Annotated in this window: 12 protein-coding genes and 4 tRNA genes; 2 read left to right on the top strand and 14 right to left on the bottom strand. The window is 47.9% G+C overall.

The window, feature by feature from the left end; genetic code table 11:
* Positions 1-44: 44 nt before the first annotated feature.
* The 14 genes from rpoC to DYC63_RS04335 all read right to left on the bottom strand — a co-directional run bounded on the left by rpoC (position 45) and on the right by DYC63_RS04335 (position 14,170).
* Positions 45-4,238 carry a DNA-directed RNA polymerase subunit beta' gene (gene rpoC / locus DYC63_RS04400; protein WP_115218130.1) on the bottom strand — a complete coding sequence of 1,398 codons (4,194 nt, stop codon included), beginning with the start codon at positions 4,236-4,238 and terminating at the stop codon, positions 45-47.
* A gap of 17 nt (positions 4,239-4,255) precedes the next feature.
* A complete protein-coding gene (rpoB, locus tag DYC63_RS04395; RefSeq protein ID WP_115218129.1) occupies positions 4,256-8,338 on the bottom strand; it encodes a DNA-directed RNA polymerase subunit beta in 4,083 nt (1,360 codons plus the stop codon).
* 166 nt (positions 8,339-8,504) lie between these two features.
* Entirely contained in the window at positions 8,505-8,873 is a 369-nt protein-coding gene (gene rplL, locus DYC63_RS04390; RefSeq protein WP_115218128.1) for a 50S ribosomal protein L7/L12, read from the bottom strand.
* A gap of 45 nt (positions 8,874-8,918) precedes the next feature.
* Positions 8,919-9,422: a 50S ribosomal protein L10 gene (gene rplJ / locus DYC63_RS04385; RefSeq protein WP_115218127.1), complete on the bottom strand. Its 504-nt coding sequence runs from the start codon at positions 9,420-9,422 to the stop codon at positions 8,919-8,921.
* Between the two features lie 167 nt (positions 9,423-9,589).
* On the bottom strand, positions 9,590-10,285 hold the full coding sequence (gene rplA, locus DYC63_RS04380; protein WP_115218126.1) for a 50S ribosomal protein L1: 696 nt from the start codon (positions 10,283-10,285) through the stop codon (positions 9,590-9,592).
* A gap of 3 nt (positions 10,286-10,288) precedes the next feature.
* Positions 10,289-10,717, bottom strand: a complete 429-nt coding sequence (gene rplK / locus DYC63_RS04375; RefSeq protein WP_115218125.1) for a 50S ribosomal protein L11 — start codon at positions 10,715-10,717, stop codon at positions 10,289-10,291.
* A gap of 43 nt (positions 10,718-10,760) precedes the next feature.
* On the bottom strand, positions 10,761-11,297 hold the full coding sequence (nusG, locus tag DYC63_RS04370) for a transcription termination/antitermination protein NusG (protein ID WP_115218124.1): 537 nt from the start codon (positions 11,295-11,297) through the stop codon (positions 10,761-10,763).
* On the bottom strand, positions 11,297-11,668 hold the full coding sequence (gene secE, locus DYC63_RS04365) for a preprotein translocase subunit SecE (RefSeq protein WP_172459416.1): 372 nt from the start codon (positions 11,666-11,668) through the stop codon (positions 11,297-11,299). The genes nusG and secE overlap by 1 nt, the downstream gene beginning before the upstream one ends.
* Positions 11,669-11,688: 20 nt before the next feature.
* Positions 11,689-11,764, bottom strand: a tRNA-Trp gene (locus DYC63_RS04360).
* Between the two features lie 66 nt (positions 11,765-11,830).
* Positions 11,831-13,021 carry an elongation factor Tu gene (tuf, locus tag DYC63_RS04355; RefSeq protein ID WP_115218122.1) on the bottom strand — a complete coding sequence of 397 codons (1,191 nt, stop codon included), beginning with the start codon at positions 13,019-13,021 and terminating at the stop codon, positions 11,831-11,833.
* 20 nt (positions 13,022-13,041) lie between these two features.
* Positions 13,042-13,117: transfer RNA gene (locus DYC63_RS04350), tRNA-Thr, on the bottom strand.
* A gap of 21 nt (positions 13,118-13,138) precedes the next feature.
* Positions 13,139-13,212, bottom strand: a tRNA-Gly gene (locus DYC63_RS04345).
* 6 nt (positions 13,213-13,218) lie between these two features.
* Positions 13,219-13,303: transfer RNA gene (locus tag DYC63_RS04340), tRNA-Tyr, on the bottom strand.
* 51 nt (positions 13,304-13,354) lie between these two features.
* Positions 13,355-14,170 (bottom strand): symmetrical bis(5'-nucleosyl)-tetraphosphatase, encoded by an 816-nt coding sequence (locus DYC63_RS04335; protein ID WP_115218121.1) that lies wholly within the window; start codon positions 14,168-14,170, stop codon positions 13,355-13,357.
* Positions 14,171-14,199: 29 nt separating this feature from the next.
* Between DYC63_RS04335 and DYC63_RS04330 the strand changes: the two genes are divergently transcribed.
* Together DYC63_RS04330 and DYC63_RS04325 are read left to right on the top strand one after the other, a co-directional pair.
* Positions 14,200-14,994, top strand: coding sequence for an aldo/keto reductase (locus DYC63_RS04330; RefSeq protein ID WP_115218120.1), 795 nt, complete (start codon positions 14,200-14,202; stop codon positions 14,992-14,994).
* Positions 14,978-16,288, top strand: a complete 1,311-nt coding sequence (locus DYC63_RS04325; RefSeq protein WP_115218119.1) for a 3-deoxy-D-manno-octulosonic acid transferase — start codon at positions 14,978-14,980, stop codon at positions 16,286-16,288. The genes DYC63_RS04330 and DYC63_RS04325 overlap by 17 nt, the downstream gene beginning before the upstream one ends.
* Positions 16,289-16,306: the final 18 nt, after the last annotated feature.

Below are 16,306 nucleotides of genomic sequence, written 5' to 3'. Positions count from 1 at the left end.
ACCGCGTCAAAGGTGCGGGATAGTACTGTTATCTATTGCAAAAGTCAAGCATCTTCATGCCCGGCAACGTTTTCTGCAACAGTTTGCGCCGCTTCGTTTTGCTGCATCAGTTCTAATGATTGTTCAGCATAACGCAATTCTCGACGCTGTTGATGATAAGCCAGCCCCGTACCTGCCGGTATCAGGCGACCCACAATCACATTTTCTTTCAGTCCGCGTAAATCGTCCGCTTGTCCGACCACGGCAGCTTCCGTCAATACGCGGGTGGTTTCTTGGAAAGAAGCCGCTGATACGAACGAATCCGTTGCCAAAGAGGCTTTGGTAATTCCCATCAGCACCGGTTCGTAACGTACCGGCAGCTTGCCTTCTGCCAATAATTTGTCATTCACTTCCAAGACGCGATTCAATTCCAATTGTTCGCCGGGAATCAAGCGCGATTCGCCCGCATCGACCACCAAAGCTTTACGCAACATTTGACGTACAATCACTTCAATATGTTTATCGTTGATTTTTACGCCTTGCAAGCGGTAAACATTTTGAATTTCACGGACGATATGTTCATTTAATTCATGTACGCCACGCAAACGCAAAATATCTTGCGGATTCGGCTCGCCGTCAGCAAGCACCTCGCCTTTTTTCACTTGCTCGCCTTCAAATACGTTTAAACGCCGCCATTTAGGAATCAATAATTCTAAAGATTCCCCTTCTTCGCCGTTGATAATCAAGCGCTGCTTACCTTTGGTTTCTTTACCGAAAGCAACCGTTCCGGTCATTTCCGCCAGAATTGCCGGCTCTTTCGGTTTACGCGCTTCAAACAAATCTGCCACGCGCGGCAAACCGCCTGTAATATCTGCTGATTTACCGGAAGCCTGCGGCATTCTCGCCAAAACATCACCTACGCGAATTTCTGCGCCGTCAAGCAAATTGACAATCGCACCCGCCGGTAAGAAATAGTTCACCGGAATTTCCGAGCCTGATTGCGTAATTGCCTTACCGTTTTCATCCAATAACTGAATCAAGGGACGCTTATCTTTCGCCGAGGTTGGGCGCTGCGAGTTTTCCATCACGGTTTGCACCGTCAAACCGGTATCGGCATCAGATGAGGTTTGCACCGTCACACCCTCTTCAAAATCAAAGAAGCTGACGCGCCCCGCCACTTCGGCAACAATCGGATGCGTATGCGGATCCCACATTGCGACTGTTTGTCCTTGTTTGACTTCATCGCCGTCAACGATATTCAAAATCGCACCGTAGGCCAGTTTATAGCGCTCGCGTTCATGACCGTTCTTATCGAGAATGGACAATTCTCCGGAACGCGATACCGCTACCAGTTTGCCTTCGCTGTTAGTAACGGTCTTAATATTAGACAGACGCGCATGACCGTTGGTTTTCACTTCAATACTGCCGACCGCCGCCGAACTTTGTGCCGCACCGCCAATATGGAAAGTACGCATGGTTAACTGCGTTCCGGGTTCGCCGATTGATTGCGCCGCAATTACGCCTACCGCCTCGCCGACATTCACTTGATGGCCACGCGCCAAATCACGACCGTAACATTGTGCGCATACGCCGTGACGCGATTGACAGGTAATAACCGAACGTACTTTAACGCGATCAACACCGGCTTTTTCCAAAATTTGAATTTCAGCTTCTTCCAGCAACTGTCCGGCTTGCAAAACAATGTCATCATTGCCGTCGCTGACCGGCTCTGCCAATACCCGACCCAATACGCGCTCTGATAATGAGACGACCACATCGCCACCTTCTACCACCGCTTGAATCTCAATACCTTCGCTCGTGCCGCAATCTTTTTCCGTAATCACGACATCTTGCGCGACATCGACCAAACGACGCGTTAAATAACCGGAGTTTGCCGTTTTCAAAGCGGTATCCGCCAAGCCCTTACGCGCACCATGCGTAGAGATAAAGTACTGCAATACGTTTAAACCTTCACGGAAATTCGCCGTGATCGGGGTTTCGATAATCGAACCATCCGGCTTCGCCATCAAGCCGCGCATACCGGCCAACTGACGAATCTGTGCCGCAGAACCCCGCGCACCGGAATCCGCCATCATAAAGACCGAGTTGAAAGAATCCTGCTCAACCTCTTGTCCGTCACGTGTCGTTACTTTGTCTTTACCCAGTTGCTCCATCATTTTCTTAGCAACTTGGTCATTGGTGCGCGACCAAATATCGATGACTTTATTGTATTTCTCACCGGCAGTTAATAAACCTGAAGAGAATTGCTCTTCAATTTCCTTAACTTCGCCTTCCGCTTTTGCCAAAATTTCCTGCTTCGCTTCCGGCACAACCATGTCCACAATGCCGATTGAAGAACCAGAACGGGTCGCATAGCGGTAACCTGTGTACATCAGCTGGTCAGCCAAAATAACCGTATCTTTCAAGCCTAATTGGCGATAGCATTGGTTAATCAAAGCGGAAATGGCTTTTTTCTTCATCGGCTTGTCAATATGGACAAAACCCAGACCCGCCGGCAGAATTTGCGATAACAAAGCACGGCCAACCGTTGTTTTGACACGCACCGGCGCCGTATCCGCCGTATCGCCGTCGGCATAAACTTTCAAGCGCACTTCAATGATCGCCTGCAAATCCACCAAGCCGCTTTGATACGCACGCTCAACTTCCGCCACATCGGCAAAACGCATCCCTTCGCCTTTGGCATTGATGCGCTCACGCGTCATATAGTAAAGCCCCAATACCATATCTTGTGAAGGCACGATAATCGGCTCGCCGTTTGCCGGCGACAAGATGTTGTTCGAACTCATCATCAATGCGCGCGCTTCCAATTGCGCTTCTAAAGACAAAGGCACATGCACCGCCATTTGGTCGCCGTCAAAGTCGGCGTTAAATGCCGAGCAAGCCAAAGGATGCAATTGAATCGCCTTGCCTTCAATCAAGACCGGCTCAAAGGCCTGAATACCCAAACGATGCAAAGTCGGTGCGCGGTTAAGCATCACAGGGTGTTCGCTAATCACATATTCCAGCGCATCCCAAACCTGCGGCTCATCGCGCTCTACCATCAATTTTGCCGCCTTAATCGTCGGCGCATGTCCGTTTAAAATCAATTGATGGAAAATAAAGGGTTTAAACAATTCTAATGCCATGCGCTTGGGCAAACCGCATTGATGTAGGCGCAGGGTCGGACCAACCACGATGACAGAACGTCCGGAATAATCAACCCGCTTACCTAACAAGTTTTGACGGAAACGTCCCTGCTTACCCTTAATCATATCAGCTAAGGATTTCAAAGGACGTTTGTTAGAACCGGTTACAGTACGACCGCGACGACCATTATCCAATAAGGAATCCACCGCTTCTTGCAGCATGCGTTTTTCATTGCGCACAATAATATCCGGCGCAAATAGCTCCAACAAACGCTTTAAGCGGTTATTACGGTTAATAATGCGGCGGTATAAATCGTTCAAATCCGAAGTGGCGAAACGACCGGAATCCAATGCCACCAATGGACGCAAATCCGGCGGCAACACAGGCAGGGCTTCTAAAATCATCCACTCCGGTTTATTGCCCGATTGCAGCAAGGAATCCATGAGTTTCAAGCGTTTTAACAAACGCTTGCTTTTGGTTTCGGAATTCGTCGCTTCCAACTGTTCGCGGATATCCTGAATTTCAGCCGCCAAATCCATATGTTTAAGAATGTATTGAATCGCTTCAGCACCCATCATTGCTTTGAATTCATTACCATATTCGGCAACCGCCTGATGATAGGCTTCTTCATTTAAGAGCTGATTTTTTTCCAAAGGCGTCATGCCCGGATCAAGCACAATGAAGGACTCAAAATACAAGACCCGCTCGATTTCGCGCAAGGTCAAGTCTAATAGCAAACCAATACGCGAGGGCAAAGATTTTAAAAACCAAATATGGGCGACAGGCGTTGCCAAGTCAATATGCCCCATACGCTCACGGCGCACAGAGGCTTTGGTCACTTCTACACCGCAACGTTCACAGACCACGCCGCGATGTTTCAAACGTTTGTATTTGCCGCACAAGCACTCATAATCCTTCATCGGACCAAAGATTTTCGCGCAGAACAAACCATCACGCTCCGGCTTGAAGGTACGGTAGTTAATGGTTTCGGGTTTTTTTACCTCGCCGTAAGACCAAGAACGAATCACATCAGGCGATGCCAATCCAATACGGATTTGATCAAAATCTTCCGCCACATTCTGTGGCCCGTACATAGCAATAATTTCTTTCATTCCAACACCTTTGTGAATTATTCTTGAGCAAGACCGATATCAATACCCAAAGCACGAATTTCTTTGGTAAGCACGTTAAAGGACTCCGGCAAGCCCGGATCGATACGCAAATCGCCATCGACAATGTTTTTATACATCTTCGTACGACCTTCCACGTCATCAGATTTTACCGTCAGCATTTCTTGCAAGGTATAAGCCGCACCATAAGCCTCTAATGCCCACACCTCCATTTCTCCGAAACGCTGACCGCCGAATTGCGCACGTCCGCCTAAAGGCTGCTGCGTCACCAAACTATAAGGACCGGTTGAACGCGCATGCATTTTGTCATCGACCAAATGGTGCAATTTAAGCATATACATGTAACCGACCGAGACATCACGGTCAAAGGCTTCGCCCGTGCGACCGTCGTATAAACGCGTCTGTCCTGAGAGCGGCAAACCGGCAAGCTCTAACATTTTGCGCAGATCGGTTTCTTCTTTGGCACCGTCAAAAACAGGCGTTGCCATCGGAATCCCTTCACGTAAATTCTGACATAAGACTAAGAAGTCTTCATCATTCAAACTCGCTAAATCCGTGGTAGCGCATTCCGGATTATGGTTATACACCGCATGCAAATAGTCACGCAATTCTTTAACGGATTTGCCCTCATCCATCAATTGTCCCAAGCGACGTCCCAAACCGCGCGCGGCCCAACCTAAATGCAATTCAAGAACCTGTCCGATATTCATTCGAGAAGGTACGCCTAATGGGTTAAGCACAATATCTACCGGCGTGCCGTCTTCCATGTAAGGCATATCTTCCACCGGCACGACCAAAGAGACGACACCCTTATTACCATGGCGACCTGCCATTTTATCGCCCGGTTGCAAACGACGCTTAACTGCCAGATAGACTTTTACCATCTTCAATACACCGGGCGCCATATCATCGCCCTGTGCGAATTTGGCTTTCTTCTCTTCGTAGAAATCTTGCAATTCTTTGCGTTTATCGGCAAGCAATTGGTGCATGGTATCGAGTTGCTCATTAATATCCGCATCTTTCATGCGCAAATCAAACCATTGCTCAGGCGCCACTTCGTCCAACAAAGCCTGATCCACTGCAGCACCGGCCTTACGTCCCGGCACTTTTTTGATTTCTTGCCCCATCAGCAAACGCGCCACGCGGTCATAAATATCTTTTTCGAAAACACGTAATTGGTCTTTAATGTCTTGCGCAATCGACTCGATTTCCATCGCCTCGATTTCTTTGGCGCGCTCATCTTTTTCTACGCCGTCGCGGGTATAAACACGCACATCAACCACCGTACCGTCCATTCCGGTCGGTACACGTAAAGAACTGTCTTTTACATCAGAAGCTTTTTCGCCGAAAATTGCGCGCAGCAATTTTTCTTCCGGCGACTGGGAGCGTTCGCCTTTCGGCGTCACTTTACCGACCAGAATATCTCCGGCTTTCACTTCCGCACCGATATGCACGATACCTGTAGCATCCAATTTAGCCAAAGCGCTTTCTTTCACATTCGGAATGTCACTGGAAATTTCCTCAGGACCTAATTTCGTATCCCTCGCGACGCAAGTCAATTCTTCAATATGAATAGTCGTAAAGCGGTCTTCTTGCGAGACGCGTTCGGAAATTAAAATCGAGTCTTCATAGTTATAGCCGTTCCAAGGCATAAAGGCGACCAATACATTTTGCCCTAAAGCCAATTCGCCCATATCTGTGGACGGACCGTCAGCCAATACGTCGCCGCGCGCTACCACATCCCCCGGAAAAACCAAAGGCTTTTGATTGATACAGGTATTTTGATTCGAACGGGTATATTTGGTGAGATTATAAATATCTACCCCTAAGCCGCCCGCTTGTACTTCATCGTCGTTTACTTTGACGACAATCCGCGAAGAATCGACAGAATCAATCACACCGCCGCGCTCCGCACGCACCAATACACCGGAATCTTTCGCTACCACGCGCTCCATGCCTGTTCCGACTAAAGGCTTATCCGCACGTAAAGTCGGCACCGCTTGACGTTGCATGTTTGAACCCATCAAAGCGCGGTTCGCATCATCATGCTCAAGAAATGGAATCAAAGAAGCCGCTACCGAAACAATCTGCTTCGGCGATACGTCCATGAACTGCACGCGATCGGCAGGCATTAAGGTAAATTCGTTTTCAAAACGCGTCGAAATCAAATCGTCAACAAATTCACCCTTTTCATTCAATTGCGCATTTGCCTGCGCAATAACAAAATTCGCCTCGTCAATTGCCGACAAATAAACGATTTCCTCAGTTACTTTGCCGTCAATCACTTTGCGATAAGGGGTTTCTAAGAAGCCGTATTCATTAGTCTTTGCATATACCGCCAATGAATTGATCAAACCGATGTTCGGACCTTCAGGCGTTTCAATCGGGCACAAACGACCGTAATGCGTCGGATGCACGTCGCGCACCTCAAAACCGGCACGTTCACGTGTCAAACCGCCCGGACCTAAAGCCGAAATCCGCCGTTTATGCGTAACTTCAGATAAAGGATTGTTTTGATCCATAAATTGCGAAAGCTGCGAAGAACCGAAGAACTCTTTAATAGCCGCCGAAACGGGTTTCGCATTAATCAAATCTTTGGGCGTCCAACCTTCGGATTCCGCCTGATTCAAACGCTCGCGCACAGAACGCTCTAAACGTACCAAACCGACACGAAAAGCATTTTCTGCCATTTCCCCGACACAGCGGATACGGCGATTTCCTAAATGATCGATATCATCCGTGTTGCCGAAACCGTCTTTTATCGCGATTAATTTTTTCACCACATCAACAATATCTTCGCGCGATAAAACTCCTGCACCTTCTATTTCTTCGCGCCCTAAGCCGCGATTGAACTTCATCCGCCCAACGCGGGATAAATCATAGCGTGTTTCATCGAAGAACAATCCTTCAAACAAAGTATCTGCCGCATCTTTAATCGGCGGCTCGCCAGGGCGCATCATACGATAAATTTCGACACGCGCTTCTAATTCCGTTGTCGTTTCATCGGTACGCAGCGTATCAGCCAAATAACCGCCGCGCCCATGTTCATTGATGAACAAAGTATCAAATGATTTGACTCCCAATTCAAAGAAGCGCTGCAAATGCTCAATCGTTAATTCGCTATTGGCAGGCAAAATTAATTCGCCGCTCTCTTTATCAATTAAATCTTGCGCTAGAATGCGACCAATCATAAATTCAGCAGGAACCTCTTGTTTTTTAACTCCTGCCGCCTCTAACTGACGAATATAACGAGAAGAAATCTTCTTACCTGCGCTAACCAAGACTTCGCCATTAGCAACAATATCAAACTGAGCCACTTCTCCGCGAAATTCTTCCGGCTCGAATTGCATCTCGATTTTGTCGTCTTTAGTAATGGTAAAATGCTGTTTATCGAAGAACATATCCAGCATTTGCTGGTTATCATAGCCCAAAGCGCGTAATAAAATCGTCACCGGCAATTTACGCCGACGGTCAATACGACAATAAATCAAATCCTTCGCATCAAATTCAAAATCCAACCACGAGCCGCGATAGGGAATAATGCGCGCATTGAATAATAATTTGCCGGAGCTATGCCCTTGACCATTATCATCACCGAAAAACACCCCCGGTGAGCGATGCAATTGAGAAACCACCACTCTTTCAGTACCGTTGATGACAAATGTGCCATTATCCGTCATTAAAGGCATTTCGCCCATATAAACCGATTCAGACTCAATCACTTGTTTGAGCTTTTTCTTAGTGCTGTTCTTATCGTAAATCGCCAAACGTAAACGGGCGCGCAGCGGACTGGCATAAGTCACTCCCCGCAATTGACACTCTCGCACATCAAATTCAGGTTTACCGAGGTCATAACCGATAAACATCAATTCAACCATTTCATTATGACTTTTTATAGGGAAAATTGAATTGAAAGCTTCTTGCAAACCTTTATTCTCACGACGATCTGAAGCAACATGCTGTTGCAAGAAATCGTTATAAGAATCCAGCTGCATAGAAAGCAAATAAGGCGTTTCTAAAACGGCTGGACGCTTGCTGAAGTTTTTACGGATACGTTTTTTTTCGGTAAACGAATAGGTCATAATCAAGCAACCTCGGCATTGGAATGTGCATATTGCACGGAAATAAATGGATAAATCATCATTGCTATAATGACTTGTTTAATCCCCATAGCAATTAGGATTTTCGAAGACAAGAAAGAGTACCGATACTTTCGTATCAGTACTCCATAAAGAAACAACAGGGCAATTATTTGAGCTCCGCTTTCGCTCCAGCTTCTTCCAATTGTTTCTTCATTTTTTCAGCTTCATCTTTAGATGCTGCTTCTTTGATAGTTGAAGGCGCACCGTCAACCGCAGCTTTCGCTTCTTTCAGACCTAAGCCGGTCAATTCACGTACAACTTTGATGACTGATACTTTGTTAGCACCGGCATCAGTTAAAATCACGTCAAATTCAGTTTTCTCTTCTGCGGCAGGAGCAGCATCGGCAGCAGCAGGAGCAGCAGCAACAGCAGCGGTAACGCCAAATTTCTCTTCCATCGCAGAAATCAAGTCAACAATTTCCATTACGCTCATTTCAGAAATTGCATTTAAAATATCTTCTTTAGAGATAGCCATGTTAAAAATTCCTTAAGTAAAATTCAAAAAAAAACAGTAAGAAAATTAAGCCGCTTCTTTGGCTTGACGGACAGCGTCAATAGTACGGGTCAATTTCGCAACAGGTGCAAGCATACAAGACATAAGCATAGAAATACCTTCGTCTTTAGTCGGCAATTTAGCAACTTTCTCATAGTCGCTACCGGGCAATAGCTCACCTGAAATACTGACAAACTTAACAATATCTTTGCTAATTTTGTCATTTTCTTTCAGGAAATCGCGCCACAAACGCGCCGCTGCACCCGGAAACTCCATTGAAAAAGCTAAAATCAATGGACCAACTAATTTTTCATCAACACATTTAAATTCTGTGTCGGTTAATGCACGGCGTGCCAAACTGTTTTTTACAACACGCAAATATACGCCGTTTTCGCGCGCACGAGAATGTAATTGCGTCAGATGCGCCACTGTTAATCCGTGGTACTCTGTTGCGACAAGCGAATACGCTTTACTTGCAACATCAGCAACTTCTGCAACAACTTCTTGTTTGCCGGTTAAATTTAATCCCATTCCATACTCCTTATGGTCGGATTAGATTGTCCACCGCTTTTCGCGGGCCTTTGGCATGGCTATCCTAATTTGACGCCACTACCATCTATGCAGGAAATTAAGCCGTAGCACCTGCAGTCTTTGACGATAGCTGCATACGCAGCCATCCAAAGAATCTTCGATTATTCTTAAGCGCTCAAACCGCTAATTTCTATTTGCAAACCAGGTCCCATCGTTGTAGAAAGATAAGCCTTTTGCAAATAAACGCCTTTTGCTGTTGCCGGACGTAATTTGCTAATTTCAGCAACCAGAGATTTCAAATTCTCTTCCAATTTAGCTGTTTCAAAGTCTGCCTTACCGATAATCGCATGCACTACGCCGCCTTTATCCGCACGAAAACGCACTTGACCTGCTTTGGCATTTAATACTGCTGTTTTTACATCAGGCGTTACCGTACCCACTTTTGGATTTGGCATTAAGCCTCTTGGACCTAAAATTTGACCTAATTGTCCAACGACAGCCATCGCAGCCGGTTCGGCAATAACGACATCAAAATCGCTGCGTCCGCCTTTGATTTCATCTGCCAATTCAGCCATACCAACAATATCCGCACCGGCAGCTTGAGCAGCTTCCGCATTCGCGCCTTGAGCAAATACAGCCACACGCACGCTCTTACCAGTACCGTTAGGCAATACAGCTGCGCCGCGCACCACTTGATCTGATTTACGCGGATCAATACCTAATTGAATCGCCACATCCACAGATTCGACAAACTTAACAGCGGAAAGCGATTTTAATAAATCTAATGCCTCAGCAACATTATAGATTTTGCCGGCAGCAACTTTTTCACGGATAGCTAAATTACGCTTAGTCTTCTTTGCCATTGTTTAGCCCTCCACCTTCAAGCCCATTGACCGGGCACTTCCCGCCAATGTACGAACACCGGCTTCCACATCCGCAGCAGTTAAATCCGCTTTTTTAATTTCAACAATTTCTTCTAATTGCTTACGCGTAATCGTACCTACTTTTTCAGTATTAGGGCGCGCGCTTCCGGATTTGATGCCCGCAGCTTTTTTCAGCAAATATGCAGCCGGAGGCGTTTTCTTAACAAAAGTAAAGCTGCGATCACTATATACCGTAATCACAACAGGTATCGGCATACCCGCTTCTAAAGACTGGGTTTCTGCATTAAACGCTTTACAGAACTCCATAATATTCACACCATGCTGACCTAATGCCGGACCAACAGGAGGACTTGGATTTGCTTTACCTGCAGGAATCTGCAATTTGATATATCCGCTAATTTTCTTAGCCATTTATAAAACTCCTAAATGGGTATCACGCCTTTCAGCTTCCCAATTAAATGATTTTCTCCACTTGAGTAAACTCAAGCTCGACCGTGGTGGAACGGCCGAAAATCATGACAGACACCTGCATACGGCTCTTATCATAATTCACTTCTTCAACCGTTCCGGTAAAATCAGCAAAAGGTCCGTCAATAATCCGCAACTCTTCACCAATTTCAAATAAAGTTTTCGGACGAGGTTTCTCGATCCCCTCCTGCATTTTGCGCATAATCGCATCAACTTCCGCCTGCGTAATCGGCGCAGGTTTCTCATGCGTTCCGCCAACAAAACCGGACATCTTAGGAATGGAATTGACTAAATGCCATGTATCATTATTCATTTCCATTTCAACTAAAACATAACCCGGGAAAAATTTGCGTTGAGATACACGCTTTTTATTCTCTTTGACCTCAACCACTTCTTCTGTCGGGATCAAAATTTGCCCAAAGCTATCTTGCATACCTTCGCGCTCAATAACTTCCTGCAACTGTTTTTTGACGTATTGCTCAAATTGCGAATACGACTGTAGCACATACCACTGTTTTGCCATCACAACACCAATTGAACAATTAACGTTAAAATCCAATCTATAATACTTAATACGATTGCAAAAACCGTCACAATCGCCAAAACCATCGCAGTGGTTTTAATTAATTCGTCTTTATTCGGCCAAAAAACTTTATTCATTTCTATCCGAGCACCTCGGACGAGACTAATCATTTTGTGCCAATAGATTGTTTGAGTGAGTGCGGCGGCTGCCAAGACTGCTCCAAGAACAGCAACCGCCAATCGCAGATACCAAGCCTTACTTGCTAAAAACAAAGAACCTGCTAGATAGAATCCGCCTAAAAACAAAACAATCGCTAAAACCGTAAACAAACCGGATAGCGGTTTTTTTTCAACTGCAATTTCTGTTGACATAAAGGATTCTCTGAGAAACATGGCAGGCGAGGAGGGACTCGAACCCCCAACCGACGGTTTTGGAAACCGCAACTCTGCCAATTGAGCTACTCGCCTATTTAACTAATGAAGAGGCGGGATTTTATCCCCGCCTTGTATTTTTGTCAAGTATCGTAAGAAAAATTACTCAATAATTTTCGCCACAACACCGGCTCCAACTGTACGACCGCCCTCACGAATCGCAAAACGCAAGCCTTCGTCCATCGCAATCGGATGAATCAGTTGAACTTCGATTTTTACGTTATCTCCGGGCATGACCATTTCTGTGCCTTCAGGAAGGATACATTCGCCTGTTACGTCCGTGGTACGGAAGTAAAATTGAGGACGGTAGCCTTTTAAGAATGGGGTATGACGTCCACCTTCTTCTTTAGAGAGTACGTATACTTCGGCTTCAAATTTGGTGTGCGGGGTAATAGTGCCCGGTTTTGCCAATACTTGTCCGCGTTCGATGTCTTCACGTTTGGTACCACGCAATAGTACGCCAACGTTGTCGCCTGCTTGTCCTTGATCTAGGAGTTTGCGGAACATTTCTACACCTGTACAGGTGGTTTTTGCTGTTGGACGCAGTCCTACGATTTCAAGTTCGTCGCCTACTTTAACGATACCGCGCTCTACACGTCCGGTTACTACGGTGCCGCGTCCTGAGATTGAGAAGACGTCTTCGATTGGCAGCAGGAATGGTTTGTCGATGTCTCGTTCCGGCTCCGGGATGTAGCTGTCCAGTGCTTCAACGAGTTTTTCGATTGCCGGAACGCCGATGTCCGAGGTATCGCCTTCCAGAGCTTTCAGTGCCGAGCCCACAATGATTGGGGTGTCGTCACCGGGGAAGTCGTAGTCCGATAAGAGTTCACGAACTTCCATTTCAACGAGCTCAAGCAGTTCCGCATCGTCAACCATGTCAGCTTTATTCAGGAATACGACGATGTATGGTACGCCTACTTGGCGAGACAGAAGGATGTGCTCGCGAGTTTGCGGCATCGGACCGTCTGCCGCCGAACATACGAGGATTGCGCCGTCCATTTGTGCCGCACCGGTGATCATGTTTTTCACATAGTCGGCGTGTCCCGGGCAGTCTACGTGTGCGTAGTGACGGGTTGGGGATTCGTATTCTACGTGTGCAGTAGAGATGGTAATACCGCGAGCGCGTTCTTCAGGCGCACCGTCAATTTGGTCGTAGGCTTTGAATTGCCCGCCAAAACGGTCTGCACCCACTTTGGTCAATGCCGCTGTCAGCGTCGTTTTACCATGGTCTACGTGACCGATCGTGCCCACGTTTACGTGGGGCTTCGTACGTTCAAATTTCTCTTTTGACATCTCAATCCACCCGATGTAAATGGAGCCCATAACCGGATTTGAACCGGTGACCTCTTCCTTACCAAGGAAGTGCTCTACCTACTGAGCTATATGGACTGGAATAAAAACTGAATTAAATGGAGCGGGCGATGGGAATCGAACCCACACCATCAGCTTGGAAGGCTGAGGTTCTACCATTGAACTACGCCCGCTTGATATGGTGGAGGGAGAAGGATTCGAACCTTCGAAGGCTGAGCCGACAGATTTACAGTCTGTTCCCGTTGACCGCTTGGGTATCCCTCCGCAAGGCGCGCATATTAGCAGATTAAAAATATGCGTCAAGTCTTTTTGGAATTATTTTGCAATCGCCACTGTTGCCGCCACCCGCCATTGCGCCAAATCGAAAGCAATCAGCTCGCCGCCCCATGCCGCACCGCCGTCAATACAGGCGTATTTTTCATGCAGCCGCAAACCTAATGCCGCCCAATGCCCGAAAACCACGCGAAAAGCCTGCCGCGCCGCATGCAATTCATACCAAGGCACAAGCGCTTTCGGCGCTTCTTCCGGCGGCATTTTGCCGCCAAAATCCAAAGCGGCATTTGTCTTTAAAAAACGCATACGCGCAAAAGCATTGACCGCAAAGCATTGTTTGACGCTATTTTTGCCGTTTTTTTTCCATTCGCCGTTGCCGTTGCGATACACTGCCTGCAAAAACTCTCGCCGCTCATTGTCTTTTTGCCGCATCTGCCGGCAGTATTGCGCATTCATCTCGATTGCCGTATCCAAATCCCAATAAGGATAGACCCCCGCATGCGCCATTACGATTTGCCGTGCTTCATCTTGCACCATCAGCGGCCACGATTGGACGGCATCAATCATCTCCTGCGCATCAGGCGCATTTAGAATCTCTTTGGTCGTGTTTTTAATCCGTCCCTTATCCAATCCGTTCGCCTGTACCATCAAAGTAAAATCATGATTACCAATAACGACTTTCGTTTTACCTTTTAAGCGACTGACACAGCGCAAAGCCCGCACGGAATCCGGTCCCCGATTGATAATATCGCCCACAAACCACAACTCATCCGCCGCTTCGTCATAATTAAGACGCTCTAACAAACGCATCAAAGCCTCATATTGTCCATGCACATCGCCGATTGCATAAATCCCCATTCCGTTTCACTCCTTGTATAATAAACGCCATGAACACAGCACTTCTTCCCACGCGTCCGCTTGGCAACAGCGGTATCCGCCTTTCCGCTCTCGGACTAGGCACAGTCAAAATCGGGCGCAATCAAGGCGTCAAATATCCGCAATCTTTTGATTTACCCGACGATAAAGCCGTACAGGAACTGCTTGCACTTGCCCAATCGCTGGGCATCAATTGGCTGGATACCGCCCCTGCTTACGGCAGTAGCGAAAACCGCCTTGGCGCGCTTATCCGCCGCAACGAATGGTACATCGCCAGCAAAGTCGGCGAAAACTTTCATAACAACCAATCCAGCTTTGATTTTTCCGCCGCCGCCGTCAAGCAAAGCATCGACAACAGCCTGCGCCGCCTACGCAGCGAACACATCGACCTCATCAACATCCATTCCGACGGCAATGATCTCGCCATTTTACATCAAAGCGACTGCCTTGCCGCCCTCGAGCAAGCCAAGCAAGCAGGCAAAATCCGCGCCATCGGCATTTCCTGCAAAACCGACGCAGGGGCACAAGCATGGCTGCCTTATGTGGATGCACTCATGCTCGAGCTGAACCCCGAACACAGAGAAATGACGAATGTCATTACGCAAGCCGACGCTCAAAACGTCAGCATCCTCATCAAAAAAGGCTTTGGCAGCGGGCATCTGCTGGCGCAATATTCGCTGCAAAACCTCGCTGATTTTCTCTTTCAACACCCGATTACCGCCTTAATCAGCGGCACTATTAATCCAGACCATCTGCGCGCCAATTGCGCCGCCGTCAGCCGAGCCAGCCATGCCGCTTCTCTATAACTGCCTACTGAATCTCCTCGCTCCTTTTGCCCTGCTGCGCCTGCTCATTAAATCGCGCCGCAATCCCGAGTATCGCCGCCATATCGGCGAACGCTTTGCTTATCTTCTACCGCCCACCAAGCCTGCATCGCTATGGATACACGCCGTATCGGTAGGCGAATTTCTCGCCATTGCACCGCTTTTAGAAACCCTGCTTACGCGCCATACAGACCTCAACCTATGGATTAGCTGCACCACGCCCACCGGTCGCGCGCAAATCGCCACCTTTGCCACAGGCTACCCCCAACGCATCCAATACAGCTATTTGCCCTATGATAGCCGCGGCAACATCCGCCGCTTTCTGGCGCATGTGAAACCGCGCGGCGTAGTGCTGATGGAAACCGAAATTTGGTTCAATCTTCTGCGACAATGCCAAGCGCAAAACATCCCCACCCTACTCATCAACGCCCGCTTATCCGCCAAATCCCTGCGCGGCTACTATCGTTTTGCCCGCCGTCTGCTGCGCCGCGTACTACCGCAATTACGCATCAATGCACAAAATCGCAGCGACGCCAAACGCTTCCGCTTTCTTTGCCGCGACAGCCGCATCAGCATCACGCCCAGTCTAAAATTCGCCGCTCCCGTCACCGAAATACTTCCTTTACAGGACTTTCTGCCGCCCAATCCGCAAGCGCCACTGTGGATAGCCGCCAGTACCCACGAAGGCGAAGAAAAGCACATCTTAGCCGCCTACAAAAATCTGCTTCATCACCTACCGCAACTGCGCCTGTGCATCGCACCGCGCCACCCCGAACGCCGCGACAGCATCTGCAAACTCATCGAAAAATCAGGATTTACGCCCCTATTGCGCAGTCAAGGCGCCACCTTAAGCAGCAATACGCACGGCATCGCCCTGTTAGACACACTCGGCGAACTCGGCGCCGCCATGTCTTGCGCATCGGTCGCCTTTATCGGCGGCAGCCTCATCGCGCGCGGCGGACATAATCCGCTGGAAGCCGTACATGCCGGCATACCGCTGTGCTTTGGCAAATCGATGTTCAATTTCCAAGATATCGCCGAACAACTGCGCAAAGAAAACTTCGTCCGTCAATGCGATGCCGACACCCTTCCCGATGCCGTTCAAGCCTTACTAGATTATCACGCCCAAGCGGGCAGGCAAGACATCATCGCTTATAGCCGCCGACACAGCGGCGACATACTCGACAGGCATTACGCCTTTATTGCACAGCAAATTGCGCTGGATGTTTCAACACACAGAGCGACACATAAAGCGTCGCTCTGTGTGTTGCCCTGAATTGGAAGAGGTTACACC

This window comes from Suttonella indologenes (genome assembly GCF_900460215.1).
Taxonomy (GTDB): Bacteria; Pseudomonadota; Gammaproteobacteria; order Cardiobacteriales; family Cardiobacteriaceae; genus Suttonella; species Suttonella indologenes.
Note: the sequence above shows the minus strand (reverse complement) of the source record. Positions and strands in the feature narration are given on the sequence as shown.

Coding starts and splice junctions, on each gene's coding strand:
- rplA (WP_115218126.1), bottom strand. CDS start 10,285: ATGGCAAAGAAGACTAAGCGTAATTTAGCTATCCGTGAAAAAGTTGCT.
- rplK (WP_115218125.1), bottom strand. CDS start 10,717: ATGGCTAAGAAAATTAGCGGATATATCAAATTGCAGATTCCTGCAGGT.
- tuf (WP_115218122.1), bottom strand. CDS start 13,021: ATGTCAAAAGAGAAATTTGAACGTACGAAGCCCCACGTAAACGTGGGC.
- DYC63_RS04330 (WP_115218120.1), top strand. CDS start 14,200: ATGAACACAGCACTTCTTCCCACGCGTCCGCTTGGCAACAGCGGTATC.
- DYC63_RS04335 (WP_115218121.1), bottom strand. CDS start 14,170: ATGGGGATTTATGCAATCGGCGATGTGCATGGACAATATGAGGCTTTG.
- rpoB (WP_115218129.1), bottom strand. CDS start 8,338: ATGACCTATTCGTTTACCGAAAAAAAACGTATCCGTAAAAACTTCAGC.
- nusG (WP_115218124.1), bottom strand. CDS start 11,297: ATGGCAAAACAGTGGTATGTGCTACAGTCGTATTCGCAATTTGAGCAA.
- rpoC (WP_115218130.1), bottom strand. CDS start 4,238: ATGAAAGAAATTATTGCTATGTACGGGCCACAGAATGTGGCGGAAGAT.
- rplJ (WP_115218127.1), bottom strand. CDS start 9,422: ATGGGATTAAATTTAACCGGCAAACAAGAAGTTGTTGCAGAAGTTGCT.
- rplL (WP_115218128.1), bottom strand. CDS start 8,873: ATGGCTATCTCTAAAGAAGATATTTTAAATGCAATTTCTGAAATGAGC.
- DYC63_RS04325 (WP_115218119.1), top strand. CDS start 14,978: ATGCCGCTTCTCTATAACTGCCTACTGAATCTCCTCGCTCCTTTTGCC.
- secE (WP_172459416.1), bottom strand. CDS start 11,668: ATGTCAACAGAAATTGCAGTTGAAAAAAAACCGCTATCCGGTTTGTTT.